Source organism: Ruegeria sp. AB9, from assembly GCF_056542585.1.
In genome coordinates, this window is the sequence record NZ_JBQGAA010000005.1 from 209,270 (window position 1) to 230,887 (window position 21,618).

At 55.9% G+C, this 21,618-nt stretch carries 22 protein-coding genes; 11 read left to right on the plus strand and 11 right to left on the minus strand.

Annotation, left to right across the window (positions count from 1 at the left end; translation table 11 throughout):
• Positions 1–53: 53 nt before the first annotated feature.
• The 6 genes from ACR0K5_RS13740 to ACR0K5_RS13765 all read left to right on the plus strand — a co-directional run bounded on the left by ACR0K5_RS13740 (position 54) and on the right by ACR0K5_RS13765 (position 4,785).
• Positions 54–791 carry a GntR family transcriptional regulator gene (locus tag ACR0K5_RS13740; protein WP_480630214.1) on the plus strand — a complete coding sequence of 246 codons (738 nt, stop codon included), beginning with the start codon at positions 54–56 and terminating at the stop codon, positions 789–791.
• On the plus strand, positions 788–1,840 hold the full coding sequence (locus ACR0K5_RS13745) for an aldo/keto reductase (protein ID WP_480630215.1): 1,053 nt from the start codon (positions 788–790) through the stop codon (positions 1,838–1,840). The genes ACR0K5_RS13740 and ACR0K5_RS13745 overlap by 4 nt, the downstream gene beginning before the upstream one ends.
• Positions 1,830–2,258 carry an RbsD/FucU family protein gene (locus ACR0K5_RS13750; protein ID WP_480630216.1) on the plus strand — a complete coding sequence of 143 codons (429 nt, stop codon included), beginning with the start codon at positions 1,830–1,832 and terminating at the stop codon, positions 2,256–2,258. The genes ACR0K5_RS13745 and ACR0K5_RS13750 overlap by 11 nt, the downstream gene beginning before the upstream one ends.
• Positions 2,255–3,085 (plus strand): amidohydrolase family protein, encoded by an 831-nt coding sequence (locus ACR0K5_RS13755; RefSeq protein ID WP_480630217.1) that lies wholly within the window; start codon positions 2,255–2,257, stop codon positions 3,083–3,085. Before ACR0K5_RS13750 ends, ACR0K5_RS13755 begins: the two co-directional genes overlap by 4 nt.
• An 83-nt stretch (positions 3,086–3,168) precedes the next feature.
• Entirely contained in the window at positions 3,169–3,924 is a 756-nt protein-coding gene (locus tag ACR0K5_RS13760) for an SDR family oxidoreductase (protein WP_480630218.1), read from the plus strand.
• Between the two features lie 18 nt (positions 3,925–3,942).
• The gene (locus tag ACR0K5_RS13765) at positions 3,943–4,785 is read left to right on the plus strand and encodes a fumarylacetoacetate hydrolase family protein (protein WP_480630219.1); all 843 of its coding nucleotides are present in this window, start codon (positions 3,943–3,945) and stop codon (positions 4,783–4,785) included.
• Positions 4,786–4,858: 73 nt separating this feature from the next.
• On the opposite strand, the gene katG is transcribed toward ACR0K5_RS13765, so the two are convergent.
• Complete coding sequence (gene katG / locus ACR0K5_RS13770) at positions 4,859–7,039, minus strand: catalase/peroxidase HPI (protein ID WP_480630220.1); 2,181 nt, start codon at positions 7,037–7,039, stop codon at positions 4,859–4,861.
• Positions 7,040–7,146: 107 nt separating this feature from the next.
• On the opposite strand from katG, the gene ACR0K5_RS13775 reads away from it, so the two are divergent.
• Entirely contained in the window at positions 7,147–8,079 is a 933-nt protein-coding gene (locus ACR0K5_RS13775; RefSeq protein ID WP_480630221.1) for a hydrogen peroxide-inducible genes activator, read from the plus strand.
• A gap of 48 nt (positions 8,080–8,127) precedes the next feature.
• Here the strand turns inward: ACR0K5_RS13775 and ACR0K5_RS13780 are convergent, their stop codons facing one another.
• Complete coding sequence (locus tag ACR0K5_RS13780) at positions 8,128–8,709, minus strand: carboxymuconolactone decarboxylase family protein (protein WP_480630222.1); 582 nt, start codon at positions 8,707–8,709, stop codon at positions 8,128–8,130.
• 154 nt (positions 8,710–8,863) lie between these two features.
• Here ACR0K5_RS13780 and ACR0K5_RS13785 point away from each other — a divergent pair, with 154 nt between their 5' ends.
• Positions 8,864–9,970 carry a hypothetical protein gene (locus tag ACR0K5_RS13785; protein WP_480630223.1) on the plus strand — a complete coding sequence of 369 codons (1,107 nt, stop codon included), beginning with the start codon at positions 8,864–8,866 and terminating at the stop codon, positions 9,968–9,970.
• On the opposite strand, the gene ACR0K5_RS13790 is transcribed toward ACR0K5_RS13785, so the two are convergent.
• From ACR0K5_RS13790 to ACR0K5_RS13805, 4 genes are read right to left on the minus strand one after another with little or no spacing between them, the layout of a single operon-like run.
• Positions 9,971–11,020: an aromatic ring-hydroxylating dioxygenase subunit alpha gene (locus tag ACR0K5_RS13790; RefSeq protein ID WP_480630224.1), complete on the minus strand. Its 1,050-nt coding sequence runs from the start codon at positions 11,018–11,020 to the stop codon at positions 9,971–9,973. It lies immediately after the preceding gene.
• A gap of 5 nt (positions 11,021–11,025) precedes the next feature.
• Positions 11,026–11,361, minus strand: a complete 336-nt coding sequence (locus tag ACR0K5_RS13795) for a carboxymuconolactone decarboxylase family protein (RefSeq protein WP_480630225.1) — start codon at positions 11,359–11,361, stop codon at positions 11,026–11,028.
• A gap of 11 nt (positions 11,362–11,372) precedes the next feature.
• A complete protein-coding gene (locus ACR0K5_RS13800) occupies positions 11,373–12,131 on the minus strand; it encodes an amino acid ABC transporter permease (RefSeq protein WP_480630226.1) in 759 nt (252 codons plus the stop codon).
• A gap of 8 nt (positions 12,132–12,139) precedes the next feature.
• On the minus strand, positions 12,140–12,880 hold the full coding sequence (locus tag ACR0K5_RS13805) for an amino acid ABC transporter ATP-binding protein (protein ID WP_480630227.1): 741 nt from the start codon (positions 12,878–12,880) through the stop codon (positions 12,140–12,142).
• Positions 12,881–13,001: 121 nt separating this feature from the next.
• On the opposite strand from ACR0K5_RS13805, the gene ACR0K5_RS13810 reads away from it, so the two are divergent.
• The gene (locus ACR0K5_RS13810) at positions 13,002–13,772 is read left to right on the plus strand and encodes a transporter substrate-binding domain-containing protein (protein ID WP_480630228.1); all 771 of its coding nucleotides are present in this window, start codon (positions 13,002–13,004) and stop codon (positions 13,770–13,772) included.
• Positions 13,773–13,826: 54 nt separating this feature from the next.
• On the opposite strand, the gene ACR0K5_RS13815 is transcribed toward ACR0K5_RS13810, so the two are convergent.
• The 3 genes from ACR0K5_RS13815 to ACR0K5_RS13825 form a co-directional block, all read right to left on the minus strand.
• On the minus strand, positions 13,827–14,435 hold the full coding sequence (locus ACR0K5_RS13815; RefSeq protein ID WP_480630229.1) for a helix-turn-helix domain-containing protein: 609 nt from the start codon (positions 14,433–14,435) through the stop codon (positions 13,827–13,829).
• A gap of 84 nt (positions 14,436–14,519) precedes the next feature.
• A complete protein-coding gene (locus ACR0K5_RS13820) occupies positions 14,520–15,659 on the minus strand; it encodes an aminotransferase class I/II-fold pyridoxal phosphate-dependent enzyme (protein WP_480630230.1) in 1,140 nt (379 codons plus the stop codon).
• Between the two features lie 33 nt (positions 15,660–15,692).
• Positions 15,693–16,148 carry a DnaA N-terminal domain-containing protein gene (locus ACR0K5_RS13825; RefSeq protein ID WP_480630231.1) on the minus strand — a complete coding sequence of 152 codons (456 nt, stop codon included), beginning with the start codon at positions 16,146–16,148 and terminating at the stop codon, positions 15,693–15,695.
• 696 nt (positions 16,149–16,844) lie between these two features.
• Here ACR0K5_RS13825 and ACR0K5_RS13830 point away from each other — a divergent pair.
• Together ACR0K5_RS13830 and ACR0K5_RS13835 are read left to right on the plus strand one after the other, a co-directional pair.
• Positions 16,845–18,152 (plus strand): AAA family ATPase, encoded by a 1,308-nt coding sequence (locus ACR0K5_RS13830; RefSeq protein WP_480630232.1) that lies wholly within the window; start codon positions 16,845–16,847, stop codon positions 18,150–18,152.
• Positions 18,149–19,258 (plus strand): ParB/RepB/Spo0J family partition protein, encoded by a 1,110-nt coding sequence (locus tag ACR0K5_RS13835; RefSeq protein ID WP_480630233.1) that lies wholly within the window; start codon positions 18,149–18,151, stop codon positions 19,256–19,258. The genes ACR0K5_RS13830 and ACR0K5_RS13835 overlap by 4 nt, the downstream gene beginning before the upstream one ends.
• A gap of 867 nt (positions 19,259–20,125) precedes the next feature.
• Here the strand turns inward: ACR0K5_RS13835 and ACR0K5_RS13840 are convergent.
• Positions 20,126–21,358, minus strand: coding sequence for a type II toxin-antitoxin system HipA family toxin (locus ACR0K5_RS13840; RefSeq protein ID WP_480630234.1), 1,233 nt, complete (start codon positions 21,356–21,358; stop codon positions 20,126–20,128).
• The gene (locus tag ACR0K5_RS13845) at positions 21,351–21,614 is read right to left on the minus strand and encodes a helix-turn-helix domain-containing protein (RefSeq protein ID WP_480630235.1); all 264 of its coding nucleotides are present in this window, start codon (positions 21,612–21,614) and stop codon (positions 21,351–21,353) included. The genes ACR0K5_RS13840 and ACR0K5_RS13845 overlap by 8 nt, the downstream gene beginning before the upstream one ends.
• Between the last annotated feature and the right edge of the window lie 4 nt (positions 21,615–21,618).

A 21,618-nucleotide genomic window follows, 5' to 3' on the forward strand; every position in this document is an offset into this window, starting at 1 on the left:
ACGAGGATAAACAGCGCTTGTCAACTAACATGTTAGTATGGTAGTTCAAGACCATGAACCATCCACACGACATTGACGCCACCCGCCTTCCGGAAATCTTGACCTTCGAAGGGTCGCTCGCACAGCGCGTGTACCAATCGATCAAGCACGCGATCCTGGCTCTGGACTTTCCGCCGGGGGCCAACCTCAGAAAGGCGCCGATCTGCGAACGCCTGGGTGTTTCGAGGGCACCGGTGTCGGATGCAATCACGAGGCTTGCTGCCGAAGGGTTGGTGGATGTGGTGCCGCAGTCGGGCACTCGCGTGTCCTATTTCTCGATGACCGAAATCCGTGAAGGCGCATTTCTACGAGAGGCTCTGGAATTGGCAACCGTTGCCAAAGTCGCGCGCGACCTCACCGAAGATCAGCGCAAGAAATTGAGCCGCAACATGCGCCTGCAGGAACTGCTGATCGAAGACGATGACATTGCCGGCTTCTATCAGGCGGATGAGGAATTTCACGCCCTGCTGATGGCGTTTACCGGAATGCTGCGCCTACCGGATGTGGCGCAAACCGTGTCACTGCAGGTCAGCCGGGCGCGGATGCTCTTGTTGCCGACACCGGGTCGCATTGCGGAAACTCTGGCTGAACACCGTGCTATTTTTGATGCCGTCAGCGCACATGATGAACGCGCGGCACAAGACGCGATGCGTCATCATCTTGGGCAACTGATGCCCCGGATCGAACAGCTGCGGCAGGAGAAACCGCACCTGTTTAATATTGCCCCCCAAAAGACGCGAGAGGCAGGATGACCGTTTCGCAAACAACCCTTTTGAACAATCGCACGTCCCGGCCCGTCCCCCTGACCCGAATGGGATTTGGCGGCGCGCCTCTGGGAAATCTGTATCGCAAAGTCACGGAAGCCGATGCTCAGGCGGCATTGCAGGCAGCTTTTGATGCGGGCATTCGGTTCTTCGACACCGCGCCGCAATACGGTTTGGGCCGGTCCGAGTATCGGTATGGTGAAGCCATCAGACGATTTGGGCGCGAGCACATTCAACTGTCGACCAAAATCGGCCGCCTTCTGCTGGATTGCGAGCCGCATGAAGTAACACCCGAGGCGTTTGTAGACGTCCCGCAAAAACGTATCATGTTTGACTATACCTATGACGGCGTCATGCGATCCTACGAAGCCAGCCGGGGCCGGATCGGCGTGGCCAATGCCGACATCCTTCTGGTACATGACGTCTGCGTTTTCAGCCAGGGCAGTCAGGAAATGTCGAATGCCAAAGTCCGCGAGTTGTTTGATGGCGGCGGGTACAAAGCCCTGACAGAGCTGCGTGACGCGGGCGAGATCACCGCGATCGGCGCAGGTGTAAACGAATGGCAGGTCTGCGAAAAACTGCTGGGTCTTGGCGATTTCGACGGGTTCCTGTTGGCCGGGCGCTACACTCTGTTGGAACAGGAAGCTTTGGACAGTTTCCTGCCACTTTGCGAAAAACGTGATGTGGGCATCATTCTGGGCGGGCCCTACAATTCTGGCATTCTGGCCACCGGCCCGATGCCCGGCGCAAAATATAATTATGCCGACGCCCCACCCGAGATTCTCGAGCGCGTTCGCAAGATCGAAGCGGTCTGCGCGGCCCACGGCACACCGTTAATCGCGGCTGCGCTGCAATTTGTTCTGGGGCACCCCGCTGTAAAAACAGTGGTCCCGGGTGCAGTCAACGCGGCAGAGGTTCAAGCCAATGTCGCCCTGCTGAGGCGGAATATCCCTACCCAGCTTTGGTCAGATTTGCGCACCGAGGGTCTGATCCGGCCAGATGCGCCTTTGCCTAAGGAATCCGTCAATGTTGCGTGACCTGGACCCCCTGCTTTCTCCTGAATTACTATATGCCCTGCGCGCCATGGGCCATGGTGATGACATCGTGATCGCGGATGCCAACTTTCCGGGCTCCAGCCTTGGGCCCGACTGCATTCGTGCGGATGGCTCTTCGGCAAGCGAACTGCTCGGCGCGGTGTTGTCTGTAATGCCGCTGGATACATTTGTCTCCGACCCTGCCCTGACGATGCAAGTTGTCGGCGACCCCGAAGCCGTGCCCGAGGCCGTAGCCGAATTCCAAAAGATCATCGACGCCAAGGCCGACAACCCTGCGCAAATTCAGGGTCTGGACCGGTTTGCCTTCTATCAGCGAGCGGCATCTGCATTCGCCATCATTCAGACCGGGGAACGCAGGCTGTATGGAAACATCATCCTGAAAAAAGGCGTGATTGCATGAAGATCGACGCCCATCAGCATTTTTGGGCGTTGGCGCGTGACGACTACGGATGGCTGACACCGGAGTTGGACCAGATTTACCGGGACTTCGGACCAGATGATCTTGCCCCATTGTTGCAGGCGCAGGGGATAGGCGGGACGGTTCTGATTCAGGCGGCACCGACAGTCGCCGAGACGGAATACATGTTGTCGCTGGCTGATAATACGCCTTTCATCAAAGGCGTGGTTGGCTGGGTCGACTTTGAAGCCCCAGATGTCAGTGAACAAATTGCCAGACTTGCCGTTCACCCGGCTTTGGTGGGGTTACGCCCTATGATTCAGGACATCTCCGATCCGAAATGGATGCTCGGCGATGCACTTGCCCCGGCATTCGAAGCACTTCAGTCAAACGACCTGACTTTTGATGCTCTCACCCTGCCCCTACACCTAGGTTCACTGCGTCGGCTTCTGGCACGTTACCCGGAAATGCGAGTTGTAATTGATCACGGTTCCAAACCTCTGATCCGCGATGGTGTGATTGATGGTTGGGCCGAAGACATGGTTGCACTGGCACGGGAAACCACTGCGTTTTGCAAACTGTCCGGCCTCGTCACAGAAGCCGCCCCGGATTGGACGACCAATGATCTGCGCCCTTATGTGCAGCATTTGCTAGACACGTTTGGTCCGACGCGTTTGATCTGGGGCAGCGACTGGCCGGTTTGCACATTGGCCAGCAGCTATGAACGCTGGTCTGAAACAACCGGCGAACTGCTGAGCGAACTGTCTTCTGCCGAGCGCGACGCCATTCTCGGAGGGAATGCGACACGAGCCTACAGGCTCAGAGCCTGACATAATGACATTGAAAACCATCACGGCAGGCACCGCTTTCAGAACATCACACAAAAAACTGCAAGTAATATACGAGGACCAGAATGACATCGTTTCAGCCTTCTGACCGATTGAGAGGCAAAACCGCCTTCATCAGTGCCGCTGGCCAGGGCATTGGCCGCGCCACCGCCGAGTTGTTTGCCGCTGAAGGCGCGCACGTCTATGCAAGCGATATCAATGACATCACTCTGTCAGAGCTCTCAGAGGTCAATGGGATTACTCCGCTCCACCTGGATGTGACGGACGCAAATGCGGTGCAGCTTGCCGTAGCCGAACTTCCGCCCTTGGACGTTCTCTTCAATTGCGCGGGTTACGTGGCGAGTGGCTCGATCCTGGAATGCGAAGAAGACGACTGGGATTTCAGCTTTGATCTGAATGTAAAGGCCATGTACCGGCTGATCCGCCTGACTCTGCCTGCCATGCTGCAAAACGGCGGAGGATCCATCATCAACATGTCCTCTGTCGCCTCGTCGATGAAAGGCGTGCCAAATCGGTTTGTTTACTGCGCCTCAAAGGCTGCCGTTATCGGGCTGACCAAGTCGATTGCCGCAGATTTCGTCACCCAGGGCATTCGTTGCAATGCAATTTGCCCCGGTACAGTCGACAGCCCCAGCCTGCACGAACGATTGAAGGCGACAGGCGACTACGAAAAAGCAATGACCGATTTCATCGCGCGCCAACCTATGGGTCGCATCGGGACGGCAGAAGAGATCGCGGACCTTGCGCTCTACCTTGCAAGTGACAGCAGTAAATTTACGACGGGTCAGCCTTTCGCCATAGATGGCGGATGGGCGAATTAAGCTGAAAAGGATCACATCATGAAACTATTGCGTTTTGGCGCCTTGGGTGCGGAAAAGCCGGGCCTGCTGCACGACGATGGTACAATTCGCGACCTGTCAGCCGTCATCGACGATATCTCGGGCGACGCGCTCGGCGATGACGGGCTGGCTCGGCTTCGGTCGATTGACCCAACGGACTTGCCGACGGTCGAAGATGATGTCCGCATCGGAGCTTGCGTCGGCCACGTGGGGAAATTCGTTTGCATCGGCCTGAACTACGCCGATCACGCCGCTGAAAGCGGCATGGAGTTGCCTCAGGAACCCGTGATCTTTTTCAAGGCAACATCGGCTATCATCGGCCCGAATGACACGGTCGAAATCCCGCGCGGGTCCGTCAAAACAGATTGGGAAGTTGAACTGGGCGTCGTGATCGGCAAAAAAGCAAAATACGTGACAGAAGCCGAAGCAATGGATCATGTCGCCGGCTATTGCGTGATCAACGACCTGTCGGAACGTGATTTTCAGCTTCATCGCTCGGGCCAGTGGGTCAAAGGCAAATCCGCAGACACTTTTGGGCCCATCGGCCCATGGCTGGTGACGCGGGACGAGATTGCCGACCCGCAGGACCTGCCGATGTATCTTGAGGTCAACGGCCACCGCTATCAGGACGGGTCCACACGGACGATGCATTTCGGGGTGGCAACCGTGATTTCTCACCTGTCGCAATTCATGTCACTGCAACCGGGTGACGTGATTTCTACAGGTACACCGCCGGGCGTAGGCATGGGACAGAATCCACAGATCTACCTGAAACCAGGTGATAAGATGGAGCTGGGCATCGAAGGTCTGGGCGTTCAGAAACAGAATGTGATTGCGGGATAAAAGGGCAATAACAGATGCCTGCTCCTGAAAAGGCAAATCAGGCGAGGGTTACCCCCGCCTGATTTTTCATGACTTAGGCAACCAGATCGAACCGGTCGTTGTTCATGATTTTGCTCCATGCGGCAACGAAGTCGCGCACGAACTTCTCGGTGTTGTCGTCCTGAGCATAGACCTCGGCATAGCCGCGCAAGATCGAGTTCGAACCGAAAACCAGATCAGCACTGGTTGCGGTGAACTTCACTTCTCCCGAGGCCCGGTCGCGCAGCTCGTAGGTGCCGCCGTCTACCGGATGCCAGCTCAGCGACATATCCGTCAGGTTGACAAAGAAGTCGGTGGTCAGTTGACCCACACGGTCAGTGAATACACCATGCGCCGATCCGCCATGGTTGGAACCCAGAACGCGCAGGCCACCAACCAGAACGGTCATCTCGGCTGCAGTCAGACCCAGCAGTTGCGCACGGTCCAGCATCATCGCCTCAGGCGAGACTGCATATTCCTTCAGTTGCCAGTTACGGAACCCATCGGCCAGCGGCTCAAGTACCGAGAAGCTGTCCGCATCGGTCTGCTCATCCGTCGCGTCTCCGCGCCCTGCCGAGAACGGAACCGCCACGTCAAAACCAGCCGCCTTGATCGACTGTTCCAGACCAACGTTACCCGCCAGAACAATCACGTCGGCAATCGAGGCCCCTGTTTCCGCTGCGATCGGCTCCAGCACACCCAGCACTTTCGCCAGACGCTCAGGCTCGTTACCGGCCCAGTCCTTCTGTGGTGCCAGACGGATGCGCGCGCCATTTGCACCACCGCGTTTGTCCGAGCCGCGGAAGGTACGGGCGCTGTCCCAGGCAGTGTTGATCATCTCGACCGCGGTCAGACCGCTGTCTGCGATCTTCGCCTTGACGGCATCGACGTCATAGCCGGTCGAACCTGCGGGAATCGGATCTTGCCAGACCAACTCCTCCGAAGGAACATCCGGGCCATAGTAGTTAACGCGCGGACCCATGTCGCGGTGGGTCAGTTTGAACCAGGCACGGGCAAAGGTGTCCGCGAAATAATCCGGATCGGCCATGAATTTCTGACAGATCGCGTTATAAGTCGGGTCGATCTTCATCGCCATGTCTGCATCGGTCATGACCGGCATACGACAAACCGAAGGATCGGTCGGGTCGACCGGCTTTTCGTCTTCCGGCATGTCGATGGGCTGCCACTGTTGTGCGCCTGCGGGCGATTTGCCCAACTCCCATTCATAGCCAAACAGATAGTCGAAAAAGCCCATGTCGAACTTGGTCGGGTTTTTCGTCCAGGCCCCTTCGATACCGGATGTGAACGCGTTGGTTGCCTTGCCGTTCTGATCGGGATTGTCCCATCCTAAACCCTGACCGGATACCGGGCAGGCTTCGGGCTCGGCGCCGATATGATCGCCCGCCATGGCACCATGTGCTTTGCCGACCGTGTGACCACCGCAGGTCAATGCCGCGGTCTCTTCGTCATCCATCGCCATACGGGCAAAGGTTTCACGGATATGAAGCGCGGTTTTCGCCGGATCAGGATTGCCGTTCACACCTTCGGGGTTCACATAGATCAGCCCCATATGCACCGCGCCCAGCGGATTTTCCAGCGTGCCGGGCGTTTCCAGATCGCCGTAACGGTTCTCGGACGGGGCCAGCCATTGGTTTTCCGAACCCCAATAGACATCCTTCTCGGGGCCCCAGATATCTTCGCGGCCGAAACCAAAACCAAATGTTTTCAGACCCATGGATTCATACGCAACGGTGCCCGACAGAACGATCAGGTCCGCCCAGGACAGCGCGTTGCCGTATTTCTTTTTCACCGGCCACAGCAAGCGACGGGCTTTGTCCAGGCTGGCATTGTCCGGCCACGAATTCAGCGGCGCGAACCGGATGTTTCCCGAACCGGCGCCGCCGCGACCGTCGCCCAGACGATAAGACCCTGCCGAGTGCCACGCCAGACGGATCATCAGGCCGCCATAGTGACCCCAGTCAGCCGGCCACCAGTCCTGACTGTCGGTCAGCAACGCCTCGACATCGGCACGGACCGCTTTGAAATCCAGCCCTTTGACCGCTTCACGGTGGTTGTAATCCGCATCCATCGGGTTGGTACGCGTGTCGTGCTGGCTCAGAATGTCCAGGTTCAGCGCATCGGGCCACCATTTGGTGACAGAATTGCCCGTTCCAGTGTTGCCGCCATGCAAAACTGGGCATCCGCCGGATTGTTGATTGTGGGGGTTACCGTCCATTGTAAATCTCCTGAGTATTTACCTAGGGGTTCAGATGCCTTGACTCGTACCTTATGGCACCGATAATTGGAAATTTGTAATTTCTATCGTTGTGATTAGTTTTTCCTATGAAAGCACTGACCCTCAAACACCTGCGCTATTTCGAGGCGCTCGCTACGCACGGCCACTTTGGCAAAGCTGCGGCGGCCAGTGCAATTTCGCAGCCCGCGCTTTCCATTCAAATCAAAGAGCTGGAAGCGATCATGGGCGGCCCGTTGGTCGAACGCGCAGCCCGGGAAACGCGCCTGACAGCGCTTGGCGAAGACGTGCTGAAACGTGGCCGCGAAATCCTGACACGGGTTGAAGATTTGGGGAATCTGGTACAATCCCCGTCTGGCCCATTGTCCGGTCGCATCAGAATCGGCGTCATTCCTACGGTTGCGCCTTATTTGTTGCCCTCGATCATCAAGGCGCTGTCACAGCGATTCCCGCAACTGACCATCGAACCCAAAGAGACGATCACCCAAACCCTTATCGGCGAAATTCTCGATTCCAGACTGGATTTTGGCGTCGTGGCTCTGCCCGTCTCGGAACCCAGCCTCAGAGAGTTTTCGCTGTTCAACGAAGACTTCCTCCTAGTCCGCCCGGCACAGGATGCGGAACTGCCGATGCCAAGTTCGTCACAACTCAGAACCATGCGATTGCTGTTGCTGGAAGAGGGTCATTGTTTCAGGGATCAGGCCCTGTCCTTCTGCTCGATCCGCAACATCGAGCCGCAACACATCATGGAGGGCAGTTCGCTGTCCACGCTTGTGCAGATGGTCGGGGCAGGTATTGGCGTGACGCTGATACCGGAAATGGCGGTCGGGCTGGAAACCCGATCCGCTGATGTGTCCATCGCACGCTTTCAGGACACGCCCCCGGCACGCACAATTGGCCTGATCTGGCGAAAGACCAACCCGCTCAGCGAGAACCTTCTGAAAATCGGGGCAATTATCCGCAAAACAGCAGAAGAGAACATTCTGGGCGTGGAACAGACGGAGCTGGACGAAAACGACTGATCCGCTGGAGACGATCTTTCACGACGCTGTTAAGTTGCAGGCCCGGAGTCATTCACCCCCGGTGTAAAACCCGATCACATCGTTTTCGGTCGTTGCGCCAAGCCCGTTCAACAGGCGGTTGGAATAATTGAAATAGGCGCAGACCTGGTTCACCTCAAGGATCTCTCCGTCTTCGCACCCTTCGATCTTGAGCGCTTCGAAATCCGATTTCACCATCTTGCCTACATCGGTCGTCAGCTTGCCAGCATATCGTAGCAGCGCAAGTTCTTTGCCTTCGAATTCATCCTCAGGCCGATGCGCCTTAAGCGCGACGAAAATCCGGTCGCTGCGCGGCTGATCCTTCAACAAGTTGCGCACGTTCATGAAGTGATGGGTCAGCGAATAGGTGCAGTCATTCAGGATCGAGGTATAGCTGGCCACAACTTCAAGAAACCAGAACGGCAACTGGTTGTCATCGGAATGCAGGACCGAGCGGTACAGCGTCACATGCCCGTTCATCGTCTCGGGCCGCAATGAATGCACACGCATGACGGTGTCGACAGTGCCATGGGGGGTGCGGGCTTTGTCCAGCAACTCTTTCAGGCGGCCATCGGCCTTGTCGTCCGAGATCATGTCGATCCAAGCACTCATTGCAATGTCTCCTGTTCTGTTCGGGCACAGCTTATGAACAAAGCCCACAAACATGTCAGTTAATTTTTTTCTTAAGATGAAATTTCTTCTGGATCACAGAAACGTGAAAGAGGTAAAATGCGCAATCGGGATTTTTTGTTAAGGATCAGCGGAGATGCACAGTCCAGAGCTCATGGCGGGCGCTGAAAACCTGTTGTTCAGGTGCGGTGGCCTGACAGCTGGCGACCAATTGCTTGTGATCTGCGAGGGTTCGGCGAATGGCTACTATGATGCTGAAATCACAGGGGCTATCATTGACTGCGCCCGCCAGAACCGGATCACCACTGCGGTTCAAACTGTCCCGTTCGATCCCATGGGCCCACTTGTGCCGAATGATCTGAAATCGGCGATGAAATCGGCAGACCGAACCCTGTTTCTGTCACGCACCGGTGATCAGATTCGATTCGACGCGGGCATGAAGGACGTTCGGCCCATCATGTCTTACGCGCTGGATGCGGAAATGCTGGCCTCGGGATTTGGGCGGGCCAACTACACTGGGTTCGTTAAATTGAAAAACGCGGTCAACACGTTGCTGGCCAACGCCGGGCACATCCACGTGACCTGCCCGCTGGGTACCGATTTCAGGGGCCCGGGCGCCGCCTTCCCCCAAACAGGTGCCGCAGATGTCAGCGTCACGCGTTTTCCGATGTCGGTCTTTGCCCCGGTTCCCGCGCAGGGGTTTTCAGGCGTGCTGGTTCAGGACGGGTTTCTGGTTGGCACCGGATCGAAGTTTTATGAACCATACGGCTGTGACCTGAGGGAACCGCTGACCATACGGTTCGAAAACAACAGCCTGACCGGCTTTGACGGACATCCCATGGACGTGCATTGCGCTCAGATGCATTATGAAAAAGTCGGCCAGATGTTCGACCTTGATCCCCTGACCATGCACTCCTGGCACGCAGGCATTCACCCCGGTTGCGCCTATACGACCCCGGCCCAGAACAATTTCGAACGTTGGAGCGGTTCGGCATTCGGCAATCCCCGCCTGCTGCATTTTCACACTTGCGGGCATTATGCGCCGGGTGAGATTTCACTGAACGTGCTTGACCCGACGATCCGGGTGGACGATGTCGCGATCTGGGATGCGGGCGTGCTCCGGGCTGATCTGTTGCCCGGTGGGAGCGAAATCCTGGAACAATACCCCTGTATCAAAGCCGTGTTCGACGACCCGGCCCAACATGTGGGCCAGGGCGCGAACGGGCGCTTGTCGGCCGGTTGATCAGCCTGCCTCCTGCGCAATCAGCTTTGCAACCCGTGCGCGAAACCGCATCGCGCCTGCGTCCAGTCCAAGGTTGATATAGCCGGTCTTGCGCCGCGCCATGCCGGTTTGCACGTATTCCAGAACCTCTTTGTCCTCATTGAAGGCCATGACCGCGCCGTCGAACATGCGGTGCGACAGGGCTGTGTCATCTGCGTGCATGTTGCGGTGCTGAAACCAGAAATAGCGCGAGGTTTGATCATCGACTGGCGTGATGAAGTTGTACGAAATGTTGACGAACGAGTTGGGCGACATCGGCCGATCCGCCCCGCCCTCCCCTGCCGGAGTGTAAACGGACATATTGATTGCAGTGGACGGCAGACGGCATTCGTAATGCTGCTTACGGTCGCAGCCTGGGCCAAACGGCAGGATCGGCGCGTAATAAGGCGGCGCAGGTTCGCCTGCGATCCAGCGCGAAACGATGACACCCTCTTCTGTTTCTTCAAGATCCAGAGGGCGGTTATCCGTCCCTGCCCCGGCGAATGAGGTCAGATGCACCCAGGCCACATGGCTTGGATCCAACAGGTTGTCGATGATGTAGAGGTAATGACATGCCATCTCCATCGCACCGGTCCGGGTCTTGCCCCAGGATGGGTTGTCGAAATTGGGAATGTCGATGATATCGTCTGTGCTGGCTTGTTCCGGGTCCCCCATCCAAAGCCACAGAAACCCCCAGCGATCTTCAGCCGGGTAAGCATGAACAGCAGCGCGGCGCGGGGGATTATCCAGCTGCGTCGGTGCGCTGACACATTCGCCGCCGCAGCCAAAGGTCAGACCATGATATCCGCAAACCACATGGTCCCCTTCGATTGTGCCGCGTGACAGCGGCAGTTTACGGTGTGGACAGGCGTCTTCCAAAGCAATCGCTTTACCTGCGGTGTCGCGATAGATCACGATCTCTTCGCCCAGCATCCGAACGGCGCTCAGGCTGCGGCCGAAATCCTCGGACCGTCCTGCAACATACCAGCTGTTTCGAATAAAACCGTCAGCTCCGGCCAGATCAGGACGCATGGCTCTTACTCCGAAAACACATCATAGGCCTTGAGCGCCTTGGCGCTAAACGCATAAGACGGCCCGCCGCCCATGTAAGTTGCCATGGCCAGCGCCTCGCACATTTCCTCGCGGGTGGCGCCCAACCGAACCAGAGAGCGTACGTGAAATCCAATGCAACTGTCGCATCGGGTTGCTATGGCAATGCCGAGCGCCATGAACTCCTTGGTCTTTTCACTCAACGCGCCATCGGTCTTGGCCGCCTTGCCCATTATGCCAAAGCCGCGCACGGTTTCGGGCACTTCCTTCGAGAAGGTTCCGATATTGGCCTCGGTCTCGGCCATGAAATCTTTCCAGTCCATTTCTTAACTCCTTATCCGCGCTCGTCCGCGCCCATGCGGCGCTCCAGCCAACGCACGCCAGCACTGATGATCAGAACCAGGATCAGGTATTCGAATATCAGTAACGTGTAGATTTCCAGCGGGCGATATTCCGTCACCACCAGCTCATTCGCGCGCCGGGTCAGTTCCTGCATGCCGATGACACTGGCAAAGGCGCTCATCTTGACGATGTAAATGAACTGGTTTGCCAGCGGGGGCAGAATGCGCCGGATTGCCTGTGGCAGGATCACATAGCGCATGGTCTGCACATAGTTCAGTCCGATGGTCTGCGCCGCCTCGCGTTGTCCACGCGCAATGGACTGAATGCCTGCGCGGTAGATTTCGGCGGTGAAGGCGCTGTCAGAAATCGCCAATGTAATGATCGCGCCCCAGAAGGGATCGATGGGGATATTCATGCCCATCGACTGAAACACGATGGGCAAGCCATAAAAGACCCAGAACAGCATCGGCAGCAGGGGAATGGCGCGAATGAACTCCACGTAAACGCGGTTAACCAACCGCCAGCCGCGTTTTTCGGACAATCCCGGCAGGGCCACCAACAACCCGATAACAATCGACAGTACGGCGGCGATCAGCGATATCTGGATCGTCGCCCCCATCCCCGAGATCAGGAATTTCACGTTGATCCAACCCGACGCCGTGGTCGGGTCGATTACATACCAGCCCCAGGTCTGGGAAGACGAACAGCCCGCCAGAAGAAGAAGGGGCGTTAACAGAAGGAGTTTTCTCATCGGCCCTCTCAGTGCTGTAGAATCTGGGACAGGAATTTGCGGCACCGATCAGACTGAGGATTGGTGAAGAAATGCTCAGGTTTGCCTTCTTCGACGATCTCACCGGCATCCATGAAGATCATCTTGTCGGCCACCTTTCGGGCAAATCCCATCTCGTGTGTGACGACCACCATCGTCATGCCCTCATTCGCCAGTTCGACCATCACGTCCAGCACTTCCGAGATCATCTCGGGGTCCAGCGCCGAAGTGGGTTCATCAAAAAGCAGTACGCGCGGCTCCATGCACAAGGATCGCGCTATGGCGACGCGTTGCTGCTGACCACCCGACAGCTGAATGGGCTTTTTGTCGGCCTGATCGGGAATATGAACCCTGTCCAGATAGTGGCGCGCTTTTTCCTCTGCCTCTTTGCGGCTAAGGCCGCGCGCCTTGATCGGGCCCAATGTCAGGTTTTCCAGCACGGTCAGATGCGGGAACAGGTTGAATTGCTGGAACACCATTCCGACATCGGATCGGATTGTGGCCACGGACTTTGCGTTATCCGTCAGCTCGATCCCGTCTACACGAATGGTGCCTTTCTGGTGCTTTTCCAACTGGTTGATACATCGAACAACGGTGGATTTTCCTGACCCGGATGGCCCGCAAATCACAACCTTTTCGCCGCTGTTCACTGTCAGATTGATATCCTTGAGAACGTGAAACGTGTCGAACCACTTGTTCACGCCCACAAGTTCGATTGCGGCGTCTGGCATAAGCTGAACTGCCCCTGTTTTAGTCACAGTATAATATTTTCTTGAGGTTATCTTTCCCTTTGGGCTTAAATCAATGATGAATACGACAACAAGGTAGAAACGCCACCAACGGGAGAAACCTATGAACACTTTTTGGAAAGCTGCGGCTGCTGCCGCGCTTGGGCTGGTATTGTCAGGTGCCGCACAGGCGCAATCCGCCCTGAACGAGGTGCTGGATTCCGGCGTGCTCAAGGTTGGGACCACCGGTGACTGGAACCCTATGTCGCTGCGCGACCCTGCTACCAACAGTTACAAAGGGTACGACATCGACATCATGAACGAACTGGCCACCGATTTGGGGGTCGAGGTCGAATATGTGCCTACCGACTGGAAAACACTGGTCAACGGTGTTGTGGCTGGCAAGTATCACCTGACCGGGTCGGCATCGATTTCACCGCCACGGATGAAAGTCGCGGGCTTTTCCGACAGCTATATCGCGGTAGAACTCTTCCCCTATACGACCAAGGACAAAGCCGACAAATTCGACGGTTATGACTCGATCAACCAGCCCGGCGTAAAGGTTGCGACCACTTTGGGCACAACGTTTGAAAAACGTGTCCGCGAATGGTTCCCGAACGCCGATATCAAGGTAGTTGAGGCGCCTGCGCGCGGTTTTCAGGAAGTGATCGCAGGACGCGCGGATGTGTTCATCACATCGAACATCGAAGGGTCAACCCTCGAGGCGAAATTCCCGGTGGAACGCGTAAAGAACGCAGGCCCCCGTTCGCCGTCACCCATCGCTATGATCCTGCCGCAGGGCGATCAGGTCTGGATCAACTACGTAAATAACTGGATCGAAGTGAAAAAAGCGCAAGGCTTCTTTGAAGCAAATCGCGAGAAATGGGGCCTCTGACCCTGTTCAAATCACTGTACTTTCCGAAACGCCCGGCCTTGTCGCCGGGCGTTTTCAATTGTCCCCTGAAACGGCTTTGGCGACCACGGTGACAAAGCTGACCTTGTCAGTTTTCAATTCCATCGGCCCATGGGTGGCGTTTGAATCAAAACTCAGACTGTCGCCCGGGCGCATATGATAAGCGGCTTCACCGCAGCCATAGACCATTTCACCAGCTGTCACATGGATGAACTCGACACCCTGATGTTGGTAAAGCGGGCGTTTGTCCAAAGGGCCTTCCAACGTGACGCTGAAACTCTCGAAATTGACATGCTTTGCTTCTGCCCGACCGATCAGCTTGTAACTGTGCCCAAATCCACTGCCCAGCCGTTGGACTGTCACGCCTTCGCCCGCCGCCACAAATGACACATCCGTACGCTCGACCGTGCCGGCGAAAAAGTTGATCAGGGGAATGCCAATTCCGCCTGCCAGTGCTTCCAGCGTCGCCAGCGAAGCAGAAACCTGCCCGCGCTCAATCTTGGAAATCATCGCAGTGGATACACCGGATTGCTGAGACAGTTCGGCCAGCGTCAATCCGGCCAGCGTCCGATGCGTTTTCACCGCAGTGCCAACCAATTGATCCAGAGGCGGTTTTTCGGCGGAAAGAACAAGTGAATCTTCCATTTGCGAAGCCTATCGACACGTTTCAAAAAGGCAAAGGAAATGTCTGAGGGCAATCGCACAAACTTGGCGACACCCTCTTGGACCTTAGCCTCCGTTCAGAATATCAACCGTCAGATCGTTGAGCTTTGCCAACCCTTCCCGCAAATGATCTTCGGGCAGGGCCGAGCTGAACCGGAAATGGTTCTCGACCCCAAACCGCGATCCCGGAATGACCAGCACGTCTTTCTTATGAAGCAGGCGCATACTGAACTCTTCCGATTCTATCGGCAGATTGAACCGAACAAACGACATGGCCGAGGCCTGAGGGGGTACAACGGAAAACACCCCCTGGTGCCGCGCCAGTTCTTCTGTCAGAACGTCAAACCCCGTACGGATCAGACGGCGTGCGCGGGCTTTCAGTTTGGACCGGGCTGGTTCGGCAAGCGCTTTGTCCGCCAGTTCCATCGACAACATAGATGCCGCGATCGAGGCATATTCATGCCGCCGCCAGCATTGCTGAATTATATCTTCAGGCCCGACCAGCCAACCCAATCTCAGGCCCGGAAGCCCATAGGCCTTGGACATGGAGTTCACCACAAGAACCCTGTCAGTACTTCCCCAGAACGAAGGCGTTTCAGTGTCGCCTTCGCGCTCGGTTCCCGCATAAACCTCGTCCGATACAATCCAGGCGCCGACCCTATCGGCAACCGCCGCAATACGCGCGCGGTCCGCCTTGCTCAGAATACGGCCCGTTGGATTATTCGGATTGACCACATGAATGATGCGGGTCCTGTCATCGACGGCCCGCTCCAGCGCTTCGGCGTCAATGCCCCATCCTTCGGACTCGACCAGATCGACCCAGCGTACTTCATTGCCACGATTGGCGGCGCTTCCTGAAATCTGCTCATAAGTCGGTCGAAAACACACAACATTGTCGCCTGGTTCCAACAATGTATTGGTCACCAGAGTGTTCGCTTCGGTTGCCCCAACTGTGATCATCACCCCGTCCGCCGAAGCCCCCGGGTAAAATCCGGCGATGGTTTCGCGCAAAGATTGCTTTCCGTTCACCTGCGGATAGTCGATCATTGTGGTCAGCAGAGAATCGAGATCGATCTGCGCCAGGTCCACCAGCCCTTGCAGCGTCATTGGGTGGACGCCGCTTTCCGAGAAATTAAAGACGACACCATGTTCCGTTTCGGACAGGAATTGTTCAACCCGAAAAGGCAGAAAGCTTTGATTGACCATGATGCATCCTTTATTCGGGCAGGCCCCCCACTCTTAGTCAGCCGCGTCTACACGAACCGTCCTGATACTGGGATCAACGCGACTATACGCGGCAAGCAATCGAGCCGTCCATTTCTGCGCAATGTAGTCCGCCATAAACCGCGACGGCGCAACCAGGATGACACGCCCCCCTGCCCTTTCCGCTTCGGATAGATGTTGAAACCAGCTGGCCCACAGCTCCGGGTCGCGCCCGTGAAGAATCGACTGAACCTGCGACCAGACATCCTCATTGATAGTTTCAGGTCCCACGGATTTTGCCGTGAAAGGCACGACGTTGGTATCGGGCTCTGGCTCTTCACTCATCCGGGCCTGGAAATCTGATCCTATGACGGGCCAGATCTCCTGCGTATCAATCATGATCTGTTTGAGGTCGATCTCGTAAACAGCGACCCGACCCCGTGCAGCAGGCCGTTTGACCGTTACCCACCCTAATGCGCGAAATCTGGCCATTTCGCGCTTTACTGTTCTTTCGTTCACTGTCCACAGGCGTGAAATTTCTTCCCGCCCAATCGATAATTCGTTACTTCGCCAGTTATATCGGGTCGTAATCAATGCGATGATACGCAGTACACTACGTTGTCGATGCTTGTCTCCTGACAACGCATGTATGGTGAGCGCAGACAGAATATCATATTTTAAGGCCGCCGCATTTCGCCCGACCGGTTTAGCCAGCTGCATACCCGTTCTCACCGCTCTGTCTGCCTCAGACGGGTGTGTCCCGCCAATCTTACGCTGTTTGCCAACGTTTTTCGCCATCTTGGCCTAATTAGCGTCCAAAGCTTCGATTCTGTCAAGAAGAGTCTGAAACTGGTCAGAATTTTGCGCCAATTGAGATCAAAAAATAAGAGAAATCTGGTGAAGTATTGGTGATGGGGGACGTTCTGTGTGTCCCCTTAATTGAGTATTATGTCCCCCCATATGTCGCTCCAACAGGATAAGTGTCCCCCTAAATGCAGTTGTAGGCTCGATGCGAATCGTGGCCGCCGGTAATGCGAGCGACCGAATCGGTCATAGCCTTGCAGGGCCTTGTTTTCTTACCCGTGGGTAAGATTACAGTCTCATCATATTTTCTTTTGCGTAAAGCGCAAATCGGGCGTAAATAAGAAACGAACAGAAATTTACGTTCCAAACAAAGAGACATGAGGCATGTACACGCACGAAGACCTGAATGCATTACGCAATCAATCTCTCAAGTTGCAGGGTTGGATTCGTCAGCAGACTTTCAGCCCCGAGATGGAGAAGACACTCCGCCGGTTTTCCAGCTGGGAGGTGTCTGAGCTGATATTCCGGGTCAACCAGTCAACCTTTCGCGGAAAGCTTGCTGCTGATCCGTCTCTGCCCGGCGGCGAAGTCGAGCCGGAGGGGCGGCAGCGTTGGTTTAGCCTGGAAGAAGTAAATGAGTTGCGGCGGCGACTCAAAGTGAATCGCAAGTCCCTTATGCCGCCGCGCCCCGAGGGCAAGCGTGCCATTCGCGCTGCTGTGGCAAACTTCAAGGGTGGCGCGGGTAAGTCGACAGTGGCTTTGCATCTTGCGCATGCGGCCGCGCTTGATGGCTATCGCGTTCTCGTCGTCGATTTCGACCCTCAGGCGACGCTGAGCCATTCGATGGGCCTGACCGATGTCGCCGAGGACTACACTGTCTGGGGGATCATGGCGCGCGACCTGATCCGCGAGACGGAACGTATGAACAACCGGCCCGCAGCCGCGGAGTCCGGTACCGCCCTGCCCCACCGGGAGTTGCCGCCAGCAATTACGGATATGGGGCTTGGTGATCTGCGGATCAGCGATTTCATCAGGAAGACATCATGGTCCACTATCGATGCCGTGCCATCCTGTGCGAACGCTGCGTTCGTCGAATTTGCCTCGGCACAGTATCGGCACCTGAACCCTGAGTGGTCGTTCTTTGCTGCCGTGTCTCGCTACCTGGATCAAATTCCCGATGATGCCTATGACCTGATCCTGTTCGATTGCCCCCCCGCCATTGGATATCAGTCCATGAACGCGGTGTTCGCGGCGGACATGCTATATATTCCGTCTGGCCCCGGATATTGGGAATATGATTCGACCACATCCTTTATCGGTCAGCTGGCCGAAGCTCTCGAGGATCTGGCTTACGGGTTCGACAAGACCTTACCCACGGGTAAGGTCGGCCTTCCCAAAACGTTTTGCGAGCTGCGGTTCCTGCTCACACGGTACGAACCTGGCAACGCATTGCATCTGGCGATGTTCGATGCCTTTCAAAAGGTTTTCGGGGACCATGTAGCCCAGCACCCGGTTGAGATGACCCGCGCGGTTGAACAGTCGGGTCGCTTTCTGAGCTCGGTTTATGAGATGGATTATCGCGAAATGACCCGGGAAACATGGCGCCGGGCCCGTTCGACCTTTGACAACGTTTACGAGGAATTCCGAGGTGTGATGCTGTCGGCCTGGGACAAGCTGGAGGATGACGCATGAGTCGCAAGCGCAGAATGTTCGATATCGACATACCAGCAATGGATGACATTCCTGTTGGTCAAGTCCGGGACAAGGTTCTTGAGAAGCGACGCGGCCCAATGGCAGCGGCAATTTCGGAAAACGCCGACGCATTGAGAGATCAGCAATCGACAGAAGAAACCATTCGTGCGGAGAACGATCGCCTTGCGCATGAGCTGGTTCGTCTGCGTGCCGAAGGTCTGGTGACCGAGCACGTGGCATTGGCCGACGTCCTCTTCGAAAAGCTGACGCGAGATCGCAAGCCGGGGCCGGATCCGGAGCTGGATGAGCTGAAGGCGTCAATTCGGGAAATCGGCTTGTCCAATCCGATCCGGCTTGAGCGTCGGTCTGACGGTCGATTTGAATTAATCCAGGGGATGCGGCGTCTGTCTGCCTATCAGGCATTGTTTGAAGAAACGGGCGAAGACATCTATGCCAGAATCCCGGCGGGAATCTCAGAGGCGGGTGATCTCGACAACAGTTATCGACGCATGGTTGATGAGAACCTGATCCGCAAGGATATCTCTTTTGCCGAAATGGGTGCGCTCGCGCGCGCTTATGCCGAAGACCCTACAAATAATTGCCCGGATGTAGACAAGGCGGTGTCTACGCTATTCAAATCCGCCAGTTACACAAAGCGGAGTTACATCCGGTCATTTGCCAGTTTGCTGACGTTGTTAGAAAAAGTTCTGATGCATCCGAATGACATTCCACGCAACGTGGGCGTAGAGCTGAAACGCAAACTTGATGCAACACCAGGTCTGGTACGCCAAGTGAGCGACGCTGTGATGAGCGAACCTGATCGCGATGGAGCGCGGGAGGTTGCAATTCTCAGGTCTTTTCTGGGAGCGCAGGAAACGAGTTCTCCAAAAAAGAACTCAGCTGAAAGCGCCAGCAAACCTCGGCGCGCGAAAACGACATTTCAGGTTTCAGGGCGGGCAGGGATCGCGAAATGCTCCGCATCTAGCGGGCGAATAGAGTTGAGGTACGATCTGGATTTCACTCGTGTTGACCGCAGCAAATTGGAGGCGGCAATTGCCGCTTTGATTGATGCTCTTCCTGAGGAAGATGATCTTACCCACGGGTAAGGTTTTGGTTTGCTGTTCGTTACAGGGCGTCAGGAGGTTCCTGCCGCCCTGTCTTTTCAACATACCGGGTTTCAAGATATTGGGAGACCCAAACTGTGATTTCTCCGGCTTTGATCTAACGCACCAGTTATCTCGTGGCGCAGCCTTTCAAGGCAAGCAGCAGGGGAACCCTATGAATATGGCCGTGGTATTCGACGGCGAACGCCAGATCAGCCCGGTGTCTTAATTCATTCAATGAAACAACTGCGCTCAGTGGCTTGGACATCTCAATCCGCGCCCATCCGTCGGTATTGCCGCCACAGCTGTATTCCGGTGCTTGGACAAGATGAATTCAAGTGTCTTCTCGGGTTTGCCGACTGCCCTCTACAGATATACCCATTTGCTTTGACCCGCACATTGGGTGCGTACATACGCCAGGATCAATCGCAAAGCCGTTTTTGACGACGCGCACGGCCGGCGATCAGAAGTGCGTAATCGGCGATCCAACGGTTCAGTGTCGCAAGATTAACCGAAACGTACCGCTCAACCAGGATTTCTTGCAGATCCCGATATGACACTGAATAGCGAAGATAGAATAACACCACATGCAAGATCACATCTTTTCGAAAATGTGCACCCTCGCATGAAATCTCCACGGCTTGCTCCTGTTGAAAACCGGGGCGCCACTAACAGGAGGGTGTCATCTCAGACAGAGGAGCTAGAGAGCTTGCGACGAAGCCTCAATTCCCACGCTTTTTGCGTTTGATATTGGCGATCTGTTCAAATCATAATCACTATATTTAAATATACCTTGATGTAACCAATTGATTTTAAGTGATAATTATACAAAACTGCCATCCAGATCAACACGCCCGACTACAGCCTTGATCAGTTTATACCGACTAAATTCAATCTCTTGGCTATTTCATTGCGTCGAGCTTTAGGAACCCCTATTGCATCCGCGTAGAAAGGCCACTGTTCTGCGGCAAGGCGCACTTGCTCGATGATCTCGAGCACACGCCGCTTTCGGATGGCGCAACCTCCTCCCACTGCAACCAGGTCCTCAAAGGTCGGGTTCCTGCCGTTTCCATTCACACTCAGATGGTGTTCGCCGCCGGGGCCGTCGGAAAAGCTCAGGTCATATGCGGGCGACAGGCGCCACGTTCCGTGACGATCCATCAGAAAGGCGTGGTTCTTGATGTGGTCATCGCGGTTGTGGGTCAGAACGTTGAACACCATGCGCCGAAACATCTCTTCAACATCACCCTGATGGTTGGTCATGAAATAGGTCAGTTTCAACACGGTTTCATAATCAACAACCGGGGCAGTGAAATCGGCGTTCAGAATACTTGCGATCGTGTGCATATGCAGCCGCCGACCTCCGGGTCGATCAAAGCGAAGGGTCGCGAACAGGTCTTCACCCGAACCGGTCGAAAGCAACCGTGTGCCCGACATGTTAAGCCCGGCCGCGCGCGCCATTTCGGCGTAGGCTTGTTCCTCACGCGCGGCGCTGACCGGGTCGGACGAGGAGCGGAATTTTATAAGGTAGTGACTGAATCCTTCCTCTGCCGCGCCGCGATGATCCCGCAACACGCCGGTTTCAGTGTTTAGCAATGCCACAAATTTTGGCCGCGCGCCCGCTGATCCGCCACTGCTTGCACGAAGCCGAGACAAGTCTTCGACGGACACGTCTTCTTCGATACGATGAACCGTTCTGGCGAACCAATCCAGATCGATATCTTCCTCTTTGATAAGTTCTTCTTCGGGATGATAGCTGAGCGCGCCCATGCCATGCTGGCCTACGATGGCCAGACGGTCCACTGGTGTCAGGTCATGAACGGCCTTGCCCGGCCGCGCCAGCTCACGGTCGATCAGCATGCGGCCCCAGCCATCAGGCAGTGAATCCGCCAAAACACCCGGCAATCCATCAAACGGCGTATGGTCGCCAAAATGCAGCCCCTGCCAGGATCGGATCGCATACGGCGAAATCGGCAGCGGGTTTGCAACGAATTCCGGCCTCCATTCAATGGCAGCGCGACGTTGATCTCTGACCCAAGCCACCTGTCCGACCACACGCCGATGGCCACCAAAGTCCAGTTCGATGTTCAAACGGTCAGCCATCAGTCCTGCCTTTTCCCGCCCGTTTACGGTCAACCTTTACTGATCCCAGCTCCTCCAGTGACATGGCCGCAGGCTTCGGGAACAGATTTTCGAATGCGTCAAGCGCACCCAACGCTCCAGCAATCGCCATAAGCGCCGCCAGGGAAATCTCACCGCTTTGTTCAAACCGTTTGAGCGTAGACAGTGGCACGCCCGATTTTTCGGCTAGAGCCTGCTGTGTCATATTATGAGCCAGACGCAAACTGCGGGCAGACATGCGA

Excerpts from the sequence above, each read along its gene's own strand:
- ACR0K5_RS13775 (WP_480630221.1), top strand. The coding sequence starts at position 7,147 with ATGAAAGCACTGACCCTCAAACACCTGCGCTATTTCGAGGCGCTCGCT.
- ACR0K5_RS13820 (WP_480630230.1), bottom strand. The coding sequence starts at position 15,659 with ATGGTCAATCAAAGCTTTCTGCCTTTTCGGGTTGAACAATTCCTGTCC.
- ACR0K5_RS13745 (WP_480630215.1), top strand. The coding sequence starts at position 788 with ATGACCGTTTCGCAAACAACCCTTTTGAACAATCGCACGTCCCGGCCC.
- ACR0K5_RS13835 (WP_480630233.1), top strand. The coding sequence starts at position 18,149 with ATGAGTCGCAAGCGCAGAATGTTCGATATCGACATACCAGCAATGGAT.
- ACR0K5_RS13845 (WP_480630235.1), bottom strand. The coding sequence starts at position 21,614 with ATGTCTGCCCGCAGTTTGCGTCTGGCTCATAATATGACACAGCAGGCT.
- ACR0K5_RS13740 (WP_480630214.1), top strand. The coding sequence starts at position 54 with ATGAACCATCCACACGACATTGACGCCACCCGCCTTCCGGAAATCTTG.
- ACR0K5_RS13830 (WP_480630232.1), top strand. The coding sequence starts at position 16,845 with ATGTACACGCACGAAGACCTGAATGCATTACGCAATCAATCTCTCAAG.
- ACR0K5_RS13760 (WP_480630218.1), top strand. The coding sequence starts at position 3,169 with ATGACATCGTTTCAGCCTTCTGACCGATTGAGAGGCAAAACCGCCTTC.
- ACR0K5_RS13755 (WP_480630217.1), top strand. The coding sequence starts at position 2,255 with ATGAAGATCGACGCCCATCAGCATTTTTGGGCGTTGGCGCGTGACGAC.
- ACR0K5_RS13805 (WP_480630227.1), bottom strand. The coding sequence starts at position 12,880 with ATGCCAGACGCCGCAATCGAACTTGTGGGCGTGAACAAGTGGTTCGAC.
- ACR0K5_RS13790 (WP_480630224.1), bottom strand. The coding sequence starts at position 11,020 with ATGCGTCCTGATCTGGCCGGAGCTGACGGTTTTATTCGAAACAGCTGG.
- ACR0K5_RS13825 (WP_480630231.1), bottom strand. The coding sequence starts at position 16,148 with ATGGCCAGATTTCGCGCATTAGGGTGGGTAACGGTCAAACGGCCTGCT.
- ACR0K5_RS13780 (WP_480630222.1), bottom strand. The coding sequence starts at position 8,709 with ATGAGTGCTTGGATCGACATGATCTCGGACGACAAGGCCGATGGCCGC.
- ACR0K5_RS13795 (WP_480630225.1), bottom strand. The coding sequence starts at position 11,361 with ATGGACTGGAAAGATTTCATGGCCGAGACCGAGGCCAATATCGGAACC.
- ACR0K5_RS13785 (WP_480630223.1), top strand. The coding sequence starts at position 8,864 with ATGCACAGTCCAGAGCTCATGGCGGGCGCTGAAAACCTGTTGTTCAGG.
- ACR0K5_RS13750 (WP_480630216.1), top strand. The coding sequence starts at position 1,830 with ATGTTGCGTGACCTGGACCCCCTGCTTTCTCCTGAATTACTATATGCC.
- katG (WP_480630220.1), bottom strand. The coding sequence starts at position 7,039 with ATGGACGGTAACCCCCACAATCAACAATCCGGCGGATGCCCAGTTTTG.
- ACR0K5_RS13840 (WP_480630234.1), bottom strand. The coding sequence starts at position 21,358 with ATGGCTGACCGTTTGAACATCGAACTGGACTTTGGTGGCCATCGGCGT.
- ACR0K5_RS13815 (WP_480630229.1), bottom strand. The coding sequence starts at position 14,435 with ATGGAAGATTCACTTGTTCTTTCCGCCGAAAAACCGCCTCTGGATCAA.
- ACR0K5_RS13810 (WP_480630228.1), top strand. The coding sequence starts at position 13,002 with ATGAACACTTTTTGGAAAGCTGCGGCTGCTGCCGCGCTTGGGCTGGTA.
- ACR0K5_RS13765 (WP_480630219.1), top strand. The coding sequence starts at position 3,943 with ATGAAACTATTGCGTTTTGGCGCCTTGGGTGCGGAAAAGCCGGGCCTG.
- ACR0K5_RS13800 (WP_480630226.1), bottom strand. The coding sequence starts at position 12,131 with ATGAGAAAACTCCTTCTGTTAACGCCCCTTCTTCTTCTGGCGGGCTGT.